This window comes from Leifsonia sp. AG29 (assembly GCF_009765225.1).
Classification (GTDB): Bacteria; Actinomycetota; Actinomycetes; order Actinomycetales; family Microbacteriaceae; genus Leifsonia.
The window spans coordinates 3,036,374-3,053,998 of sequence record NZ_VMSF01000001.1; the positions used below are offsets into that span (position 1 = coordinate 3,036,374).

The window sequence follows — 17,625 nt, forward strand, 5'->3', positions numbered from 1 at the left end:
GGCGGTGAGGACCGCGGTGACAACGGCGACCCGCGAGGACCTGGAGGCGGGCACCGGCAGTGCGACCGCCCTGCTCAGGACCCTCGTCGGGAGCGTGCTGCGCCCGGTGGGGGGATGGATGAGCACCGCCGGCGCCGTCGAACTGATGGGGTCGCTGGGAGTGCCTCCCGCCACCGCGCGCTCGAGCCTCGCGCGGCTGGTCTCCCGAGGGGTGCTCGAGCGGAGCCCCCGCGGCGCGACGGCCGGGTATGCGATCGACGCTGCGGCGTTGCCGATGCTCGAGCGGGGCGACGCGCGCATCTTCGGACCGCGGGTGCCGGCGGCCACCTGGTGCCTCGTGTCGTTCTCGTTCCCGGAGCACCAGCGCTCGCTCCGGCACCAGCTGCGCAGGAGGCTCGCCGCCCTCGGCTGCGGTGCGGTCGCCGACGGGCTCTGGATCGGTCCCTCCTCTCTGGAGGCGGAGCTCGCGGAGCTCATCGCCGGCTTCGGGGCCGACGCCGGGACCGGCCCGACCGTCCTGTTCGCCGACGCCACGGCTCGCGGCGACCTCGCGGCCGGCCTCGCGCGCTGGTACGACCTCGAAACCATCCGCGCGAAGCACGACGCGTTCCTCGACAGGTTCGCCGGCACCCCGTCCCCGGCGGACGACGCCGACGCCTTCGCGCTCTGGATACGGGCCCTCGACGAGTGGCGGGTGATCCCCTATCGCGACCCCGGGCTGCCGGACGACGCCCTGCCGCCGGGGTGGCCGGGAGGCGCCTCCGCAGCACTCTTCGCCCGGCTGCGAGGCACCCTGGAGGAGCGAGCCGTCGCCCATGCCCGGCGTGTGGCGACCGTTTCCGAATCCGACCGCCCGGCGATTTCCGAATCCGACCGCCCGGCGATCGCCGCGGCCGGACGGGCACCCACCCGCACACGGTAGAATCGGCGGCGACCCCCGAGCGCCGAACGAGCGGAGAAGACCGTGCCCACGATCGTTGTCGAAGTCATGCCCAAGGCCGAACTGCTCGACCCGCAGGGCAAGGCGGTCGCGGGCGCTCTCGCGCGCACCGGCCGAGGACTGGTCACCGGCGTCCGCGTCGGCAAGCGCTTCGAGCTGACGGTCGACGGCCCGATCGACGCCGACACCCGCGCAGCCGTCGAGGAGATCGCCGCCGACATCCTCTCCAACTCGGTCATCGAAGACGTGGTCGGTATCCACTACCCGGCCGAGGGCGACGCCTGATGCGCATCGGAGTCATCACCTTCCCCGGCTCGCTGGACGACCGCGACGCTCTCCGCGCGGTCCGGCTGGCGGGCGCGGAGCCGGTCGCCCTCTGGCACGGCGAGCACGACCTCCAGGGCGTCGATGCTCTGGTCCTCCCGGGCGGCTTCAGTTACGGCGACTATCTGCGCTGCGGCGCCATCGCCTCCCTCTCGCCGATCATGACCGAGGTGGTCGACGCCGCCGGAAAGGGCATGCCCGTGCTCGGCATCTGCAACGGCTTCCAGATGCTCGCCGAAGCACACCTCGTGGCGGGCGGACTCATCCGCAACGACCACGGGAACTTCATCCGCCGCGACCAGCACCTCGTCGTCGAGAACACGTCCACCCCCTGGACGAGCGGCTTCGAGCGGGGCCAGGAGATCGTCATCCCGCTCAAGAACGGCGAGGGAGGCTTCATCGCCTCCGCCGACGAGCTCGACCGTCTCGAGGGCGAGGGCCTCGTCGTCTTCCGGTACGAGGGCGTCAACCCCAACGGGTCTCTGAACGACATCGCGGGCGTCCGCAACGAGCGCGGCAACGTGGTCGGGCTCATGCCTCACCCGGAGCACGCGGTCGAGCCCGGCTTCGGGCCGGACACCCGGGCCGCGATGCGATCGGGCACCGACGGCCTCACGTTCTTCACGTCGGTCATCCGCTCGGCACTGGTCGAGGCGTAGCGACCGGACTGCTCCTCCCGTCCCCTCACGGATGGCGCGAGGGGACGGGAAGCAATCGCTAACCCCGGGACAGCACGTTCGGCGCGGGCAGCGGAAGCCCGTGACCGATCGGGAAGAGCGCGTCGCGCGAGCCTCCGGGCTGGTCCGGCGCGTGCTCGCGCACCGCCTCCATCGACGACGGCAACTCGAAGGGGAGACGGCCCCGGGGAGGGATCCTGCCCGAGAGCGCGTCGAGGAGGGCCTCGTCGCTGGCGCCGAACACCCCGACCAGCGCCGCGACGCCCGGCATGTCGATGAACGGCGTCAGGATGGCGGCGCGGTCGAGGTTGACGACGAGCACGACCGGCACACGGGACGCGAGCGCACGGATGGCGTCGACCTCGTGCTGCGGGAAGTCGAGCGACCCCTGGTGGAACCACGCCTCCAGGAAGAGGTCGTCGCGGTGCTCCCAGGGCGCGTTGACGCGGACGATCGCCACGTCGGCGTCGTCCGGGTCGTCGACGGAGCCGTCGACCGTCATGCCAACCGCGTGCACGCGCGCGTCGGGCCGGAGGGGCAGCGCCTCCTCGTCGGCGGTGAGCAGCGTGACGGACTCGGCCTGCGCCTTGTGCCCCGCCGCGCGGAAGCGCTCGTTGCCGACGAGCTCGAACGCCGCCTCCTCGTCGACGTAAGGGTCGTCGAACAGCCCCAGCTGGAACTTGACCAGCAGCAACCGCCGTGCGGAGGCGTCGATCCGGTCCTCGGTCACGCGGCCGTCGCGCACGAGGCCGAGGAGGAGGTCGACGCACTCCTCGCCGCCGAACTGGTCCGCGCCCGCCTCGAGGATCCGGAGCATGCGCTCCTCCGGGTTCAGCTCCTCCACTCCCCACGCTCGCGCGGGGAGCACCTGGTCGCCGACGTGGTTGTCGTTGACGAGCTCCCAGTCCGTCACGACGACGCCCTCGAAGCCGAGTCGCTCGCGCAGGAGCCCGGTGACGATCTGCCTGTTGTAGCCGAAGCCGACGGGCTCGATCTCCTCGCCGTCGATCGTGAGCCCGATCGGCATGCCGTAGTAGGGCATGACAGCGCTCGTCTTGCGCGCGATGGCGCCGTGGAACGGCTCCAGGTGGTCGTCGAACCGGCCGGCCTCGTAGGTCTGCTCCCGCCCGTAGGGGAAGTGGGCGTCCTCCCCGTCCTTCTGGGGGCCGCCGCCGGGGAAGTGCTTGGTCGTGCATGCCACCGACGTCGCGTCGACGCGGTCGCCCTGGAGCCCGTCGAGGTACGCCGCGGCCAGACGGCTCACGAGCTCCGGGTCGGCGCCGAGCGTGCCCGGGAGGCGCGCCCAGCGCGGCTCCGTCGCCAGGTCCACGGTCGGGTGGAGGGCGGCGCGGATGCCGATCGCTGTGTACTCCTGCCGCACGATGTCGGCGAACTCGCGCACCGCCTCCTCGTCGCCGATCGCGCCGAGACCGATCGGCTCGGGCCACTGCGACAGGTGTCCGGCGCGGAACGAGACGCCCGAGTTCTCGACGAACGCGTGCCGCGGGTCGGTCGAGACGGTGACGGGGATGCTGTGCGGCGTCTGCTCCGCCAGCTTCTGGAGGGCGTTGCTCCAGCGAGCGGAGAGCCGGGCATCCGGCAGCTGGTGGACGTTGAAGTGGTTCATCCGCTTGCCGACGACCACCGCGGAGGTGGGCGACTTCGAGATGTTGCCCTTCGCCTCCACGAGGGTGCCGTCCTGGCCGGCCTCGATCACGGTCTGGAACATCAGGCCGACCTTCTCCTCCAGGCTCAGCCGCGGGAGGAGGTCGGCGACGCGCTCCTCGGGCGACAGCCGGGGGTCCTCGAAGGGCTCCATCGTGCCGTTGTGGTTCAGGTCGCGGAACAGGACGCCGTCGGCGGACGTCAGGCGGTCGGGGCTCATGCGGGGCTCTCCGTTCGATTGCGGGGAATGGTCAGGATCCGGTGGCCGCGCGAGGGCAGCACCACCGGCTGGTCGGTGAGGGGCACGCCGTCGAAGGACGGCGCGACGGCGACGCTGTGCGGCGCGACGTTGATGGCGACGAGGGCCGCACCGGCGCCGCCGCCGACCGGCACGGCGACCACGCCGGGCCCGTCGGCGCCGAGCTCGAGGCGGGGGTGGAGGCGCGCCTCGGCGAGCACGTCCCTCCAGAGACCGAGGTGCACCGGGTAGTCGGCGCCGATCAGCACGGCGATGCCGCCGCCCGGCAGGTCCACCCGGACGCCGGCGGGAAGCCCGGTGCCCTCCTCGATCAGCAGCGGCTCGCCGGCGCCCGCGAAGAGCTGCGCAACGCCGACGCGCACGGAGTATTCGCCGTGCTTCGCGAGGCGACCGACGGCGCGCACGCTCGGCCGGTACTCCCCCTCCGCGTCGGACCATTCCGAGACGGAGCCGGCGTCGGAGACGCCGAGGGCCTCGGCGAGGATCGTGCACGACGACCCGTCCGCTTCGACGGACGGGAGCTCTCCGACGAGAACGAGGCGTCCGCCGGTGCGCACGTGCTCCGCGAGGAACCGCTGGACGCCTCGGCCGAGCTCGCGCCCGGTGGCGAGCACGATCGCCTCCCGATCCCGCCCGGACCTCCCGCCGGCCGGCGCGCCGGCGCTCCAGTCCTCATCGTCGCCGGCGGCCGCCTGCAGATCCAGCGCCCGGAAGCTCCACCCGCCGAGCACCAGAGCCCGGGCCAGCGTCTGCCGGGCGCCGAACCCGCGGAACCGCTCCCGGTCGCGGACCTGGCGCGCCCGGGCCTCGGCCTCCGGGTGCGTGTACTCGGTGAGGTAGTGGTCGGCGACGAAGCCGAGGACGAGGTCGTCGGTGAGCTGGCGTCCGGAGGCGAACAGGTCGGCGTGCCCGGCCACGACCTCGGCCGACTCGGCGACACCGTCGAAGGTGGCGTTGCGCTCGCCCTCCGGGCCGATCGGCGCGGCGAACCCGTGGCGGTCGCCGGTGAACGCGATCCGCTCGTCTCCGTCGCCGACGCGCTCCTCCAGCCGGGGGTTGTGACCTCCCGCGAAGAGGTAGTAGTTCACGATCCGCGCTCCCTGCGCGAGGTCGAGGAGCGATTTGAGCACGGTCGCCTCGGGCGAGGTCCAGAAGGCGAGATCCTCGCCGTAGTCGGCGTTCCCGGCGTCGAACTCGAGCGCCGACAGCGGCTGGTCCTCGTCGTGGACGGCCGCCGTGAAGGCGTTCACCAGGTAGAGGTCGGCGACGTTGGTGGCGGTCAGCTCACCGAGGTACACGTCGGTGCCCCCGGTCACTCCCGGCCGCCCGCGGTAGGCGGGCGCGAGCTGGCTCACCCCGATCGGGTAAGTGAGCCCGCGGCCTCCGCCGGTGCCGTGGATGTTGATCAGCAGCGGGGAGGTGATCCCGTCCTCGCGGGCCCACGCCTCCAAGGTCTGGAGGTAGCGCGCGAAGCGGGTCCGCGTGAAACGGCTCAGCTCGTGATGCAGGGCCAGCTCGTCGTCGGCCCCGGCCGCCCCTCCACGGATGTCGCCGGCGAAACGGCCGCCCGACCACTCGGCGAACTCCTCGAGCGCTCCGTCCGTCAGCGTGGGCGTGTTCGACACCCAGTCGAGCATCCCGACCTCGTTGTCCAGCTGCACGGCGATCACGGGGCCGCCGTGCTCGCGCTGACGGGCAGCGATGGGAGGGAGGACCGCTTCGAACCAGCGGCGAGCCTCCTCGAGGTAGGCCGGTGCCAGGTAGTCGACGGTACGCGTGGGGGCGGGCTTGCCATCCCACCCGACCGGGTGGATCTCGGGGTGCTCGCGGCGCAGACGGTAGGGCAGCCCCTCGTTCTTGAGCTCCGCCATCTGGAACGGGCCCGGCCGGGCGATGAACCACAGGCCGTGCTCGGCGCACAGGTCGACGAAGGCGCCGAGGTCGCGCTCGGGGCGGGTGTCGCCGGTGACGTCGATCGTCCCGTCCGGCAGTTCGTGCCAGATCCAGGGGATGTAGCTGGCGACGGCGTTCAGGCCGGCCTCGGCAGCCGCACGGATGCGGTCGGACCAGTCGGCGCGATCGAGCCGGAAGTAGTGGATCTCGCCGGCGAGCACGGCGCGCGGCTCGCCGTCGATGAGGATCGCGCCGTCGCGCAGTCTCGTGGGGATGGGCATCATCGGCCTTCCTCGGGTCTTCGGCCGGGCGGGGTTGCACTCCGCGCGCCGATGGTCTTATGGTGCTGTAACCGGTTACTGAAACCGGTTACCGTCTCGACAGTATCAAAGTCTGAGATCAGGACAAGCCCGACGAAGGAGTTGACGTGGCTGAAGCGAAGCGCGACGGCGAGCGCCTGAACGTGCGCCAGATCGCCGAGCTGGCGGGCGTCTCGACGGCGACCGTCTCCCGCGTCTACCGCGGTGTCGGCCAGGTCTCTCCGGAGATGCGCGAGCGTGTCTCCCGGGCGATCGCCGAGTACGGCTACCGCCCGAGCCACTTCGGCACAGCCCTCGCGAACCGGAGGAACGGGACCCTGGGGATCGTCTTCCCCGGACTGAGCGGTCCCTACTTCGGCGAGCTGATCGAGGGATTCGACCGGGCCGCGATCGACGCCCGGATGAGCGTGACGATCTTCGGCACGCACACCCTCGAAGGAACCTCGGCCGACCTCGCGGCGATGGTCGAGCGCGTCGACGGGCTCGCGGTGCACTCGGGAGTGGTCGACGACGTGATCCTGGCGCGGCTGGCGAACATGGTCCCGGTCGTCGTCATCGGAGGCGATACCGCCGGCCTGGGCCTTCCCGCCAACTCGGTGCAGGTCCGGAGCGATCACTCGCGCATGCACGAACTCGTCACCCACCTGATCAAGGACCACGGCCGGAGCCGGCTCCTGTTCCTCGGACGCCCGAGCGACTCCCCGGACATCCAGGCGCGGTACGACCAGTACGAGGCGGCCCTCCTGGACGCCGAGCTGACGCCCGAGCCGCCGCTCCACGCCTGGCTCACGCAGGTGGACGGCGTCATGGCGGCGCCGGCGATCCTCGAACGCCTCCGGGCGGGTTCGCTCGACGCGGTCGTGTGCGCCAACGACGAGCTGGCGCTCGGCCTGATGTTCGCGCTCCTCAGCGAGGGCGTGGCGATCGGGCGCGACATCTCGATCACCGGCGTCGACGACGTCCCCCTCGCCTCGCTGGTCTCCCCCGGGCTGACCACCCTGTCGCGGCCGCTGCGCGAGCTCTCCGGCCGGGCCGCCGCAGCGCTCCTCGATCTCATCGCCGGGAGGCCCGCCGAGTCGGTGGTGCTCCCCTCCGAGGTGGTCAAGCGCGCGAGCTGCGGCTGCGCGCATCCCGCCCCCTGAACCTTCCGTTCCTCTATCCGCCCCTCAAGAGATCCCTGACACAAGGAGGTGTCCACCAATGGACAGACGACGCCTGACGGCATTCACCAAGAAGCGACTCGCGGCGGCGCTCGCCGGGACCGCCGTCGTAGCACTGGCGCTGAGCGGCTGCTCGGGCGCCGGCAACGGCGGCGCCCAGAGCGCCGACGGTCGCATCCCGGTGCTGAACTTCGGCGGCTTCGGCGGCGGCTCGAACCCCAAGCCGAACTACAACCCGTACCTGGCGACGTCCTTGAGCGTCACGAACTACCTGTACGAGCCGCTCATGATGCTCAACCAGTACTCGTGCGACTACGAGCCGTGGCTCGCCACGAAGATGACGTGGAAGGACCCCTCCACGCTCGTCTACACGCTGAGGGACGGCGTGAAATTCAGCGACGGGACGCCCTTCACGGCCGATGACGTCGTCTTCACCTACGACATGATCAAGGCCCACCCGGCACTGGACACGCGTGGCGCCTGGAGCTCGCTGAAGTCGGTCTCGAAGACCGGCTCGAACGAGGTCACCATGACGTTCAACGGGGCGGGCGCCAGCGACCTGCCGGCCGTCAACTCCGTCCTGATCGTCCCGCAGCACATCTGGTCGAAGGTCAAGGATCCGACGACCTTCGCGGACACGAAGCCGGTGGGGACCGGCTCGATGACGGTCGAGTCGATGAACCCGACGCAGCTCGTGCTCAAGCGCAACCCCGACTACTGGCAGGCCGACAAGATCCACGTCGACAAGCTGCAGTTCAACAACTCCGACCAGGGACAGGTCGACCAGCTCAAGCTGGCGCGCGGCGACTACGACATGAACGCGATGTACATCCCGGACATCGAGAAGTCGTACGTCTCCAAGGACCCCAAGCACAACAAGTACTGGTTCCCCGCCGGCTCGCCGATCAGCCTGTACATGAACCTCGAGAAGTCGCCGTTCGGCGACGAGAAGTTCCGCAGCGCCATCGCGCAGGCGATGGACAAGAAGAGCATCGTCGACGACGCGGAGCAGGGGTACGTCACCGCCGCGAGCCAGACCTCCCTCGTCCTTCCCGCGGCGAAGGACTGGCTGCCCTCCTCGATCCCCGACGAGGGCGTGATCACGTACGACGTGTCGGCCGCGAAGTCGGCGCTCGACCAGGCCGGGTACAAGCTCGACGGATCCGGCAAGCGCCTCGGCAAGGACGGCAAGCCGCTGAGCTTCTCCATCCAGATCCCGGGAGGCTGGAACGACTGGATCCAGGCCGGCAAGGTCATCCAGAAGGACTTCCAGGCGCTCGGCATCAGCGTCGACATGCAGAACCCGACGCCGGACGTGCAGGGCCAGAACCGCCTCACCGGCCAGTACGACCTGACCTTCGGCGTCCGCGGCGGCACGTGCGACATGTACACGAACTTCCTCGAGCCGCTCGCGAGCAGCGAGACCGCCCCGACCGGTCAGCCGGCGAAGACCAACGAGGTCCGCTGGCGCGACGCCAAGACCGACGAGCTGATCGCCCAGCTCGGGCAGGAGTCCGACCCGGCCAAGCAGAAGGCGACCGTCGGCGAGCTCGCCACGATCATGTACGAGCAGAAGCCGTACATCCCGCTCTGGTACGGCGCGAGCTGGTTCGAGTACTCGACCAAGCGCGCGGTCGGCTGGCCGAGCGCGAGCGACCCGTACGCGAAGCCGGGCGACATGCCGATCATCCTGACGCACCTCCGGCCCGCGAAGTAGGAACCCCCATGCGGTACTTCCTCCGGAGGGCAGGGTTCTTCGTCGCCACACTGTGGGCGGCGATCACCCTCAACTTCCTGATCCCCCGGCTCCAGCCGGGGGATCCGGCGGAGGCCATCGTGCGCAAGCTCGTCGGCCGCAACGCGTCCATCGACCCGGCCCAGCTGCAGTCGGTGCGCCTCATGCTCGGCGTGAGCAACAAGAACCTCTTCCAGCAGTACCTCGACTACCTCGGAGCGATCTTCCGCGGTGACTTCGGGGTGTCGTTCACGTACTTCCCGTACCGGGTGACCGACGTCATCGCACAGGCGATCCCGTGGACGATCGCCCTCGTCGGCATCACGACCATCGTGTCCTTCGTGGTCGGCACCCTCCTCGGGTCGTGGGCCGCGTACCGTCGCGGCTCGCGCGTCGACTCGGTGCTGACGCTGGGCTCCACGTTCCTCGGCACGCTGCCGTTCTTCTGGATCGCCCTGATGCTGATCTTCGTGTTCTGCTTCACCTGGCAGGTGTTCCCCGAGTCCGGCGGCTACGGCTCCGCCCAGCCCGGCTGGACCTGGGACTTCGCCGGCGACGTCGTGGCGCACGCCGCACTGCCGATGATCTCGCTGCTGATCGTCGGACCGCTCGGCTGGATCCTCGCCATGCGGAACAACATGGTGCAGACGCTCGGCGAGGACTACTCCCGTCTGGCCAAGGCGAAGGGCCTCGGCGAGCGCTCCATCGCCCTCAACTACGGAGCGCGCATCGCGATCCTCCCGTCGGTCACCGGCTTCGCGCTGGCTCTCGGCGGCCTCCTCGGCGGCACGATCCTCGTCGAGACGATCTTCAACTATCCGGGGCTCGGCCGCCTGCTGTTCGAGGCGGTCGGGAACAGCGACTACCCGCTCCTCCAGGCGATCTTCCTCCTGACCACGGTCGGCGTGCTGGTCGCCAACCTGGCCGCGGACGTCCTCTACGGCATCCTCGACCCCCGAGTGCGAAAGGCGGCGACGGCATGAGTGCGGCCACCACCCCGACCCAGAGCGAGCCGCTCGGCGTGGAGACGTCGGCGCTGGCCGCCGTCCGCTCCGTCGCCGCCGGACGCGGCCCGCGCTGGTACACGCTGCTCTGGCGCGACCGCAAGTGCAGGATCGGCATCTTCCTGCTGGCGGCCTTCATCCTGATGGCGGTGCTCGCGCCGCTCATCGCGCCGTACGACCCGCGCGCCCACGTCGGCGCCGCGAGCGAGGGGCCGAGCTCGGCGCACTGGCTCGGCACCACCGACAACGGCGAGGATGTGCTCAGCCAGCTCCTCTGGGGAGCGCAGACCTCCCTCATCGTGGGCCTCGTGGCCGGCTTGATCTCGACGGCCATCGGCCTGATCATCGGCCTCGTCGCCGGTTACAGCCAGGGGGTCGTGGACGAGATCCTGTCGTTCCTGACGAACCTCGCGCTCGTCGTGCCGGTGCTCCCCCTCATCGTGACGCTCGCCTCCTACTCGCCGGTGCGCGGCCTCGGGATGATCATCTTCGTCATCAGCATCACCGGCTGGGCGTACGGCGCCAGGATCAAGCGCTCGCAGGTGATCTCGCTCCGGACCCGCGACTACGTGTCCGCCGCGCGCCTGGCCGGCGACCGCACCTGGCGGATCATCCTCCGCGAGATCATGCCCAACATGACCTCGCTCATCGTCGTGGGCTTCATGGGCGCGGCGCTCGGTGCGATCGGCGGGGAGGCGGGCCTCGCGTTCCTCGGCCTCGGCGACCCGCAGACGGTCAGCTGGGGCGCCATGCTCAACCAGGCGAACGTGGGAGGCGCCCTCCTCACGGGCCAGTTCGCCTGGCTGATCGCCCCCGGCCTCGCGCTGGCCCTGGTCATCACGAGCTTCACCCTGATCAACTTCGGCATCGACACGCTGAGCAACCCCCAGCTGAGGGAGGGATGACCGTGGCACTCCTCGAGGTCACCGATCTGTCCGTCGTCTACCGTCCGCGCGATCACGCGCCGCACCACGCCGTGCGGAACGTCACGTTCACCGTCGAGAAGGGCGAGTTCGTCGGGCTCGTGGGCGAGTCCGGCTGCGGCAAGTCGACGCTCGGCAACGCCATCCTGCAGCTCCTGAGCAAGCCGGCAGCGGTGGAAGGGGGAAGCGTCGTCTTCGACGGCCGCCGGCTCGACCGGATGAGCGACGACGAGCTCCGCGCGATCCGCTGGGTGTCGCTGTCGACGGTGTTCCAGTCGTCGATGAACTCCCTCAACCCCGTGCTGACGATCGCCACCCAGTTCCGCGACACGTTCCGGGCTCACCGGGCGCCCGCCTCCCGCGACCGCGCGGCCGAGCTGCTGCGCATGGTCGACCTGGAGGAGAGCGTGCTCGACGCCTACCCGCACGAGCTGTCGGGCGGCATGAAGCAGCGCGTCGCCCTGGCCCTCGCGCTCGCGCTCTCCCCCGAGCTGGTCGTGCTCGACGAGCCGACGACGGGCCTCGACGTGCTGGTGCAGCGGCGCATCCTGGACCGCCTGCGCACGCTGCAGGCCGAGCTCGGGTTCGCGGTGCTGTTCGTCAGCCACGACATCGGGACCGTCCTCGAGCTGAGCGACCGCGTCCTCGTCATGCTCGACGGAGAGATCGTCGAGCAGTCGACCCCCGCCGAACTGCTGGCGGGCCCCGAGCACCCCTACTCGACGATGCTCCTCGATGCATACCGGGTGACGTCGGGGGCGGTCGGCAAGACGACCGCCGCCGAGCCCGCGGATGCGCTGCTCACCATGAGAGACGTCCGCAGGTCGTACCGAGTCGGTCGCGGCCGCACACGCCGGACGGTCACCGCGCTCGACGGCGTTTCGCTGACCCTCCGCGAACAGACCGTCACGGCGCTCGTGGGCCAGTCGGGCTCCGGCAAGTCGACCATCGCGCGCCTCCTGCTCGGCATGGAGCGGCCGGACTCCGGGACCATCGATCTGACGCTGCCCGGTGCCGCGCCGGTCTCCGTCGGCTCGCTTCGCGGGCGGCGGCTGCGCGACTACCGCGCGACCGTCCAGCTGGTGTTCCAGGACCCGTTCTCGTCGCTGAACCCGGCGAGCACGGTCGCCTACACCCTCTCGCGGCCCCTCCTCAACTACGGAGGCGTGAAGCGCGGCGAACTGCGCGATCGAGCCGCCGAGCTGCTCGAGCAGGTCGGGCTCAGCCCTGCGTCCCGGTTCCTCGACAAACTGCCCCATCAGCTCTCCGGTGGCCAGCGACAGCGCGTCGTCATCGCGCGCGCCCTCGCCGCGAACCCCGCTGTGCTCATCGCGGACGAGCCGGTCTCGATGCTCGACGTGTCGATCCGCGCCGAGATCCTCGAGCTGCTGAAGGGACTGGTCGCCGATCGCGGCATCGCGATGCTGTACATCACGCACGACCTGCTGTCTGCGCGGGCACTGGCGGACGACGTCACCGTCCTGCAGGACGGGACCGTGCGCGAGCAGGGCACGTCGAGCGAGGTCATCGACGGGGCGTCGCACGAGTACACGCGCGAACTGCTCGCTGCAATCCCCGATCCGTTCTCACGCGTCGGGGGAGGCGCCTCCCGGTAGTCACCTCGACCCGCGGGTCGCGGTTTCTTCGGCGCATGCGAGTCGCCGTCAATCCGGGAACCACGGACCCCGTCGTGGACACTTCATAGATGTGAGGGGAATCCAACTCGACGAGCCGGCTGTGCTCGAACGCGTACGCACAGGCGACGCTGACGCCTTCGGCGACCTGTTCGACCTGCACCACGACCGCGTGTTCCGGCAGGCGCTCCGCATGACGTCGTCGCTGCACGACGCCGAGGACGTCACGGCCGTCGTCTTCCTGGAAGCGTGGCGCAAGCGCGACGCGATGCGGGAGGTGAACGGCTCCGTCATCGCATGGCTTCTGGTCATGACGAACTTCGTGTTCCGCAACTACACGCGGGCGTCACGCCGGTACCGCGAAGGTCTCGGGCAGCTCCCTCCACCCGAGCACGCGCCCGACCACGCCGAAGCGGTCGACGACCGGATCGATCGCGACGCCCGCCGCTCCGCCCTTCGCGCCGCACTCGAGCAGCTGCCGCAGCGCGACCAGGACATCCTCACCCTCTGCGTGCTGGAGGAGCTCAGCACGGCCGACGCGGCGACCGCCCTCGGAGTGGCCCGGGGAACCGTCAAGTCCCGGCTATCCCGGGCGAAGGCACGGCTCACCGAGCTGCTGCAGCAGGACCCGGCGATGACGAACGGAGGAGCGCGATGAGCGACGAGCCCACCTTCGACCCGCGCCGCAAGGCGGCGATCCGCGAACTCGTGGTGTCGAACGCCGAAGCCCACCCCGGACGGGCGAACGGACGCAAGCGCACCGCTCTGGTGGCCGGGCTGGTGGTGCTCGCCCTGAGCATCTCCGGCGGCACGGTGGCGTACGCGTTCGGGACCGGGCTGATCGACCTGCCGCCGGGCACGGCGCCCACGGCGACTACGACCCCACCGCCCACTGCCACGCCAACGCCAACGCCAACGCCAACGCCAACGGCTACGCCTACGCCTATCCCGACACACACCGAGCCGGCGGAGGATCCGGCCGATCCCTCGACGTGGATCATCGGCTTCGATGGAGTAGGTCCGTTCCGCCTCGGGCAGACATTCGGCTCACAGGCGCATGAGGCTCCGGGCTTCGTCGACAGAACGGATGCGATCTGCACCGACTCGTACTTGTGGCTGCGTTCGACTGCGTCCAGCATCGGCCTGGTCGGGGCCACAGACGGCTCTCAGCGGACAGCGGCCATCGAGGTCGGTTCCAGCGGCTGGCCGGACAGGGCAACGTCCCCTGCGACGGCTGAGGGAATCGGAGTCGGATCAACCTACGAAGAGCTCCAGGCGGCCTACCCGGGCATTCAGCAGACCGGCTCCTACGCGGACATTTCCTACTACTTCGGACTGACAGACGGGAAGGGCGGCTGGATAGTGTTCAACGTAGTGCGCAACTCTTCGGACGAACGACTCAACGACAAGGTCGCCGCCATTCAGATCGCCAACGAGGCTGTGATGCCCGTCGAGAACGGCAGCGTCAGGACCATGCCCTCCGAGCGCTGCCCGGCGTGACCCCCCGCCCCTCCCGGTAGACTGGTCGCATCCCCGCCAGCCCCGCCCAGCCTGGAGTGCCCGCGTGACCGACACCGCCACCGCCCACGTCGTCGACACCGTCGCGAACGCGATCGAGACTCCTGAACGAGAGCAGCCCTACGCAGCGCTCGGCCTCAAGGACGACGAGTACGCGCGCATCCGCGAGATCCTCGGCCGCCGGCCCACCAGCGGCGAGCTCGCGATGTACTCGGTGATGTGGTCGGAGCACTGCTCCTACAAGTCGTCGAAGGTGTACCTCCGCCAGTTCGGCCAGAAGGTCAGCCCGGCGATGAAGAAGAACCTCATGGTCGGCATGGGCGAGAACGCGGGCGTCGTCGATGTCGGCGAGGGCTGGGCGGTCACCTTCAAGGTGGAGTCGCACAACCATCCCTCCTACATCGAGCCGTTCCAGGGCGCCGCGACCGGTGTCGGCGGGATCGTCCGCGACATCATCTCGATGGGTGCGCGCCCGGTCGCCGTCATGGACCAGCTGCGCTTCGGCGCCATCGACAACCCGGACACGGCCCGCGTGGTGCACGGCGTCGTCTCCGGCATCTCGTTCTACGGCAACTGCCTCGGCCTCCCGAACATCGGCGGCGAGACCTACTTCGACTCGGTGTACCAGGGCAACCCGCTCGTCAACGCCCTGTCGGTCGGCGTGCTTCGTCACGAAGACCTGCACCTCGCGAACGCGTCCGGCGCCGGCAACAAGGTCGTCCTCTTCGGCGCCCGCACCGGAGGCGACGGGATCGGTGGCGCGAGCATCCTCGCCTCCGACACCTTCTCGGCCGGTGGCCCCACCAAGCGCCCCGCCGTCCAGGTCGGCGACCCGTTCGCCGAGAAGGTGCTCATAGAGTGCTGCCTCGAGCTGTTCCGCGACAAGCTCGTCGAGGGCATCCAGGATCTCGGCGCGGCCGGGATCTCCTGCGCGACGAGCGAGCTCGCCTCCAACGGCGACGGCGGCATGTTCATCGAGCTCGACAAGGTCCTCCTGCGCGACCCGAGCCTCACCGCCGAGGAGATCCTCATGTCGGAGAGCCAGGAGCGCATGATGGCGGTCGTCAAGCCCGAGCTGCTCGACGCGTTCCTCGCGGTCACCGCCAAGTGGGACGTCGAGACGAGCGTGCTCGGAGAGGTCACCGAGACCGGCCGCCTCGTCATCAACTGGCGCGGCGAGGAGATCGTCAACGTCGACCCGCGCACCGTCGCAGTGGACGGCCCGGTGTACGAGCGCCCCGTCGCCTACCCGGCGTGGATCGACGCCCTCCAGGCTGACAGCGCTTCCGTGCTCCCCCGCCCGAAGACCGGCGACGAGCTGCGCGAGCAGGTGCTCGCCCTTCTCGGCAGCGCCAACCTCGCCGACAAGTCCTGGATCACCGACCAGTACGACTACTTCGTCGGCGGCAACACGGCCCTCGCCTTCCCCGACGACGCCGGCATGATCCGCGTCGATGAGGAGAGCGGGCTCGGTTTCGCGATCGCGACCGACGCCAACGGGAGGTACTGCCAGCTCGACCCGAAGCAGGGCGCCAAGCTGGCCCTCGCCGAGGCGTACCGCAACGTGGCCGCCTCCGGAGCCGTGCCCGTCGCCGTGACCGACTGCCTCAACTTCGGCAGCCCGGAGAACCCCGAGGTCATGTGGCAGTTCTCCCAGGCGGTCGAGGGCCTCTCCGACGCCTGCCTCGAGCTGGAGGTGCCGGTCACGGGCGGCAACGTGTCGTTCTACAACCAGACCGGCGACACCCCGATCTTCCCGACCCCGGTCGTCGGCGTGCTCGGCGTGATCGACGACGTGGCGCGCCGCATCCCCGCCGGGTGGCAGGACGAGGGCGAGAACATCTACCTCCTCGGCATCACCCGGGAGGAGCTCGACGGCTCGGCGTGGGCCGGCACCGTCCACGGCCACCTCGGCGGCCGTCCCCCCGCGGTCGACCTCGCTTCGGAGCGAGCACTCGCCGGGGCACTGCACGCCGCCTCCCTCGAGGGCCTCGTCTCGTCGGCGCACGACCTCGCCGACGGCGGGCTCGCGCAGGCGCTGGCCGAGAGCGTCATGCGGTTCGGCGTCGGCGCCCGCGTGTGGCTCACCGAGATCCAGGAGCGCGACGGCGTCGACGCGGCGACCGCGCTGTTCAGCGAGTCGACCGGGCGCGTCATCGTATCCGTTTCGCGCGAGGATGACGTCAAGTTCCGTGGGCTGTGCGAAGGCCGCGGCATCCCGGTGCTGCGGATCGGCGTGACGGACGCCGAGGTGGGCACCCAGTCCGTCCTCGAGGTGCAGGACCAGTTCACGATCGGCGTGGAGGAGCTCCGCGGCGTCCACCGCTCGACGCTCCCGGAGCACTTCGGCCCGACTGTCGCCTGAGCGCACCGGGCTCGCGCGCCCTCGCCCCTCCGCCCTCGCACGCTCACACCCAAAATCGAGTCCCCCAAGAGTGCACATTTTTCGAGCCCAAAGCTGCATTCTTGGGGGACTCGATGGTGGGCGGATGGGTGGGGGCGCGTCAGCGGGAGGCGGAGGCCTCTGCGGCCGCGAGGTCGGCCTGACGGCGCGTGAAGAGACGTACGCGCTGCTGCGTCAGCAGGATTCCGGCGAGGACGACCGCCGCCCCGACGGGTTCGTTCCAGCTCAGGTGCTCGCCGAGGACGAGGATGCCCAGCGCGACACCGACGACCGGCGTCACGTACGTCACGCCGGACGTCGCAGTCGGCCCCCAAGCGCGGAGCACGTTCATGTTCCAGATGTAGACGACGCCGGTGCCCAACGCGCCGAGCGCGAGAAGCGAGAGCAGCACCGGCCAGCTGAACGTGATCGGGTGCCACGCGACCAGCGGCGTCAGCAGCACCATGATCACCGCGGCCAGTCCGATGTTCAGGAAGGCGCTCGTCGTCGAGGACACCGCCCGCGGGCTGATGAACCGGCGGATGTAGCCGAAGCTGAAGCCGTAGCAGGTCACAGCGCCGAGGCACGCGAGCTGCCCCCAGACGCTGCCGCCCAGCGCCTCCACCTGCCAGGGGCCCACCACGACGATCACGCCGACGATCCCCACCAGCACTCCCAGTACCTGGTCGCGGTTCAGCTTCTCGACCCGGAAAGCCGCCGTCGCGAGAAGAGCCGTGGTGATCGGCGTGACGGCGTTGTAGATGCTGGCGAGACTCGATGCGACGTACTGCTCGGCCCAGGCGAAAAGAAGGAACGGGATGACGCAGTAGGTCACCGCCACGACCGCGAAGTGCACCCAGACGATCGGCTCACGAGGCAATCGGGCCCGCGTCGCGAGGGCGATGATGCCGAGCGTCACCGCCCCGAAGACGAGTCGCGCCCACGCGACCTGCCCGAAGGAGACACCCTCGAGAGCGATCTTCATGAACAGGAAGCTCGCGCCCCACACGAGACCCATGGCGACGAACTGGACGACGACTTTCACTCCTCGACGCTAGCGCCTGGTCACGGCCTCCCACGAGCGGAAAACGGACGCCGAGCACACAGATCCGGCCACGCGTCTCCGTCCTCCCGCCGTCTTGCATCCGCGCCGGCGGAGGATGCTGGGGGAGGGAATATTCGCGCCTCAG

The 17,625-nt window shown here is 70.2% G+C and carries 14 protein-coding genes; 11 read left to right on the top strand and 3 right to left on the bottom strand.

Annotated elements, in window-relative coordinates; genetic code table 11:
- Nucleotides 1-16: 16 nt before the first annotated feature.
- From FPT20_RS14680 to purQ, 3 genes are read left to right on the top strand one after another with little or no spacing between them, the layout of a single operon-like run.
- Entirely contained in the window at nucleotides 17-922 is a 906-nt protein-coding gene (locus tag FPT20_RS14680) for a PaaX family transcriptional regulator (protein WP_233265550.1), read from the top strand.
- A gap of 42 nt (nucleotides 923-964) precedes the next feature.
- Nucleotides 965-1,225 (top strand): phosphoribosylformylglycinamidine synthase subunit PurS, encoded by a 261-nt coding sequence (gene purS, locus FPT20_RS14685; RefSeq protein WP_199245833.1) that lies wholly within the window; start codon nucleotides 965-967, stop codon nucleotides 1,223-1,225.
- On the top strand, nucleotides 1,225-1,923 hold the full coding sequence (gene purQ / locus FPT20_RS14690) for a phosphoribosylformylglycinamidine synthase subunit PurQ (RefSeq protein ID WP_158866583.1): 699 nt from the start codon (nucleotides 1,225-1,227) through the stop codon (nucleotides 1,921-1,923). The genes purS and purQ overlap by 1 nt, the downstream gene beginning before the upstream one ends.
- Before the next feature lie 58 nt (nucleotides 1,924-1,981).
- Here the strand turns inward: purQ and FPT20_RS14695 are convergent, their stop codons facing one another.
- On the bottom strand, nucleotides 1,982-3,826 hold the full coding sequence (locus FPT20_RS14695) for a glycoside hydrolase family 3 protein (protein ID WP_158866584.1): 1,845 nt from the start codon (nucleotides 3,824-3,826) through the stop codon (nucleotides 1,982-1,984).
- A complete protein-coding gene (locus tag FPT20_RS14700; RefSeq protein WP_158866586.1) occupies nucleotides 3,823-6,042 on the bottom strand; it encodes a beta-galactosidase in 2,220 nt (739 codons plus the stop codon). The genes FPT20_RS14695 and FPT20_RS14700 overlap by 4 nt, the downstream gene beginning before the upstream one ends.
- Nucleotides 6,043-6,185: 143 nt before the next feature.
- On the opposite strand from FPT20_RS14700, the gene FPT20_RS14705 reads away from it, so the two are divergent.
- The 8 genes from FPT20_RS14705 to purL all read left to right on the top strand — a co-directional run bounded on the left by FPT20_RS14705 (nucleotide 6,186) and on the right by purL (nucleotide 16,417).
- Nucleotides 6,186-7,220, top strand: coding sequence for a LacI family DNA-binding transcriptional regulator (locus FPT20_RS14705; RefSeq protein WP_158866588.1), 1,035 nt, complete (start codon nucleotides 6,186-6,188; stop codon nucleotides 7,218-7,220).
- 58 nt (nucleotides 7,221-7,278) lie between these two features.
- Nucleotides 7,279-8,955: an ABC transporter substrate-binding protein gene (locus FPT20_RS14710; RefSeq protein WP_158866590.1), complete on the top strand. Its 1,677-nt coding sequence runs from the start codon at nucleotides 7,279-7,281 to the stop codon at nucleotides 8,953-8,955.
- An 8-nt stretch (nucleotides 8,956-8,963) separates the two neighbouring features.
- A complete protein-coding gene (locus FPT20_RS14715; RefSeq protein ID WP_158866592.1) occupies nucleotides 8,964-9,956 on the top strand; it encodes an ABC transporter permease in 993 nt (330 codons plus the stop codon).
- On the top strand, nucleotides 9,953-10,882 hold the full coding sequence (locus FPT20_RS14720) for an ABC transporter permease (RefSeq protein ID WP_158866594.1): 930 nt from the start codon (nucleotides 9,953-9,955) through the stop codon (nucleotides 10,880-10,882). The genes FPT20_RS14715 and FPT20_RS14720 overlap by 4 nt, the downstream gene beginning before the upstream one ends.
- Nucleotides 10,879-12,516 carry an ABC transporter ATP-binding protein gene (locus FPT20_RS14725; RefSeq protein ID WP_158866596.1) on the top strand — a complete coding sequence of 546 codons (1,638 nt, stop codon included), beginning with the start codon at nucleotides 10,879-10,881 and terminating at the stop codon, nucleotides 12,514-12,516. Before FPT20_RS14720 ends, FPT20_RS14725 begins: the two co-directional genes overlap by 4 nt.
- A gap of 91 nt (nucleotides 12,517-12,607) precedes the next feature.
- Nucleotides 12,608-13,192 carry an RNA polymerase sigma factor gene (locus FPT20_RS14730; RefSeq protein WP_233265551.1) on the top strand — a complete coding sequence of 195 codons (585 nt, stop codon included), beginning with the start codon at nucleotides 12,608-12,610 and terminating at the stop codon, nucleotides 13,190-13,192.
- Nucleotides 13,189-14,034, top strand: coding sequence for a hypothetical protein (locus FPT20_RS17885; RefSeq protein ID WP_199245835.1), 846 nt, complete (start codon nucleotides 13,189-13,191; stop codon nucleotides 14,032-14,034). The genes FPT20_RS14730 and FPT20_RS17885 overlap by 4 nt, the downstream gene beginning before the upstream one ends.
- Nucleotides 14,035-14,098: 64 nt before the next feature.
- On the top strand, nucleotides 14,099-16,417 hold the full coding sequence (gene purL / locus FPT20_RS14740) for a phosphoribosylformylglycinamidine synthase subunit PurL (RefSeq protein ID WP_158866599.1): 2,319 nt from the start codon (nucleotides 14,099-14,101) through the stop codon (nucleotides 16,415-16,417).
- 139 nt (nucleotides 16,418-16,556) lie between these two features.
- On the opposite strand, the gene FPT20_RS14745 is transcribed toward purL, so the two are convergent.
- Nucleotides 16,557-17,480: a DMT family transporter gene (locus FPT20_RS14745; protein WP_158866602.1), complete on the bottom strand. Its 924-nt coding sequence runs from the start codon at nucleotides 17,478-17,480 to the stop codon at nucleotides 16,557-16,559.
- Nucleotides 17,481-17,625: the final 145 nt, after the last annotated feature.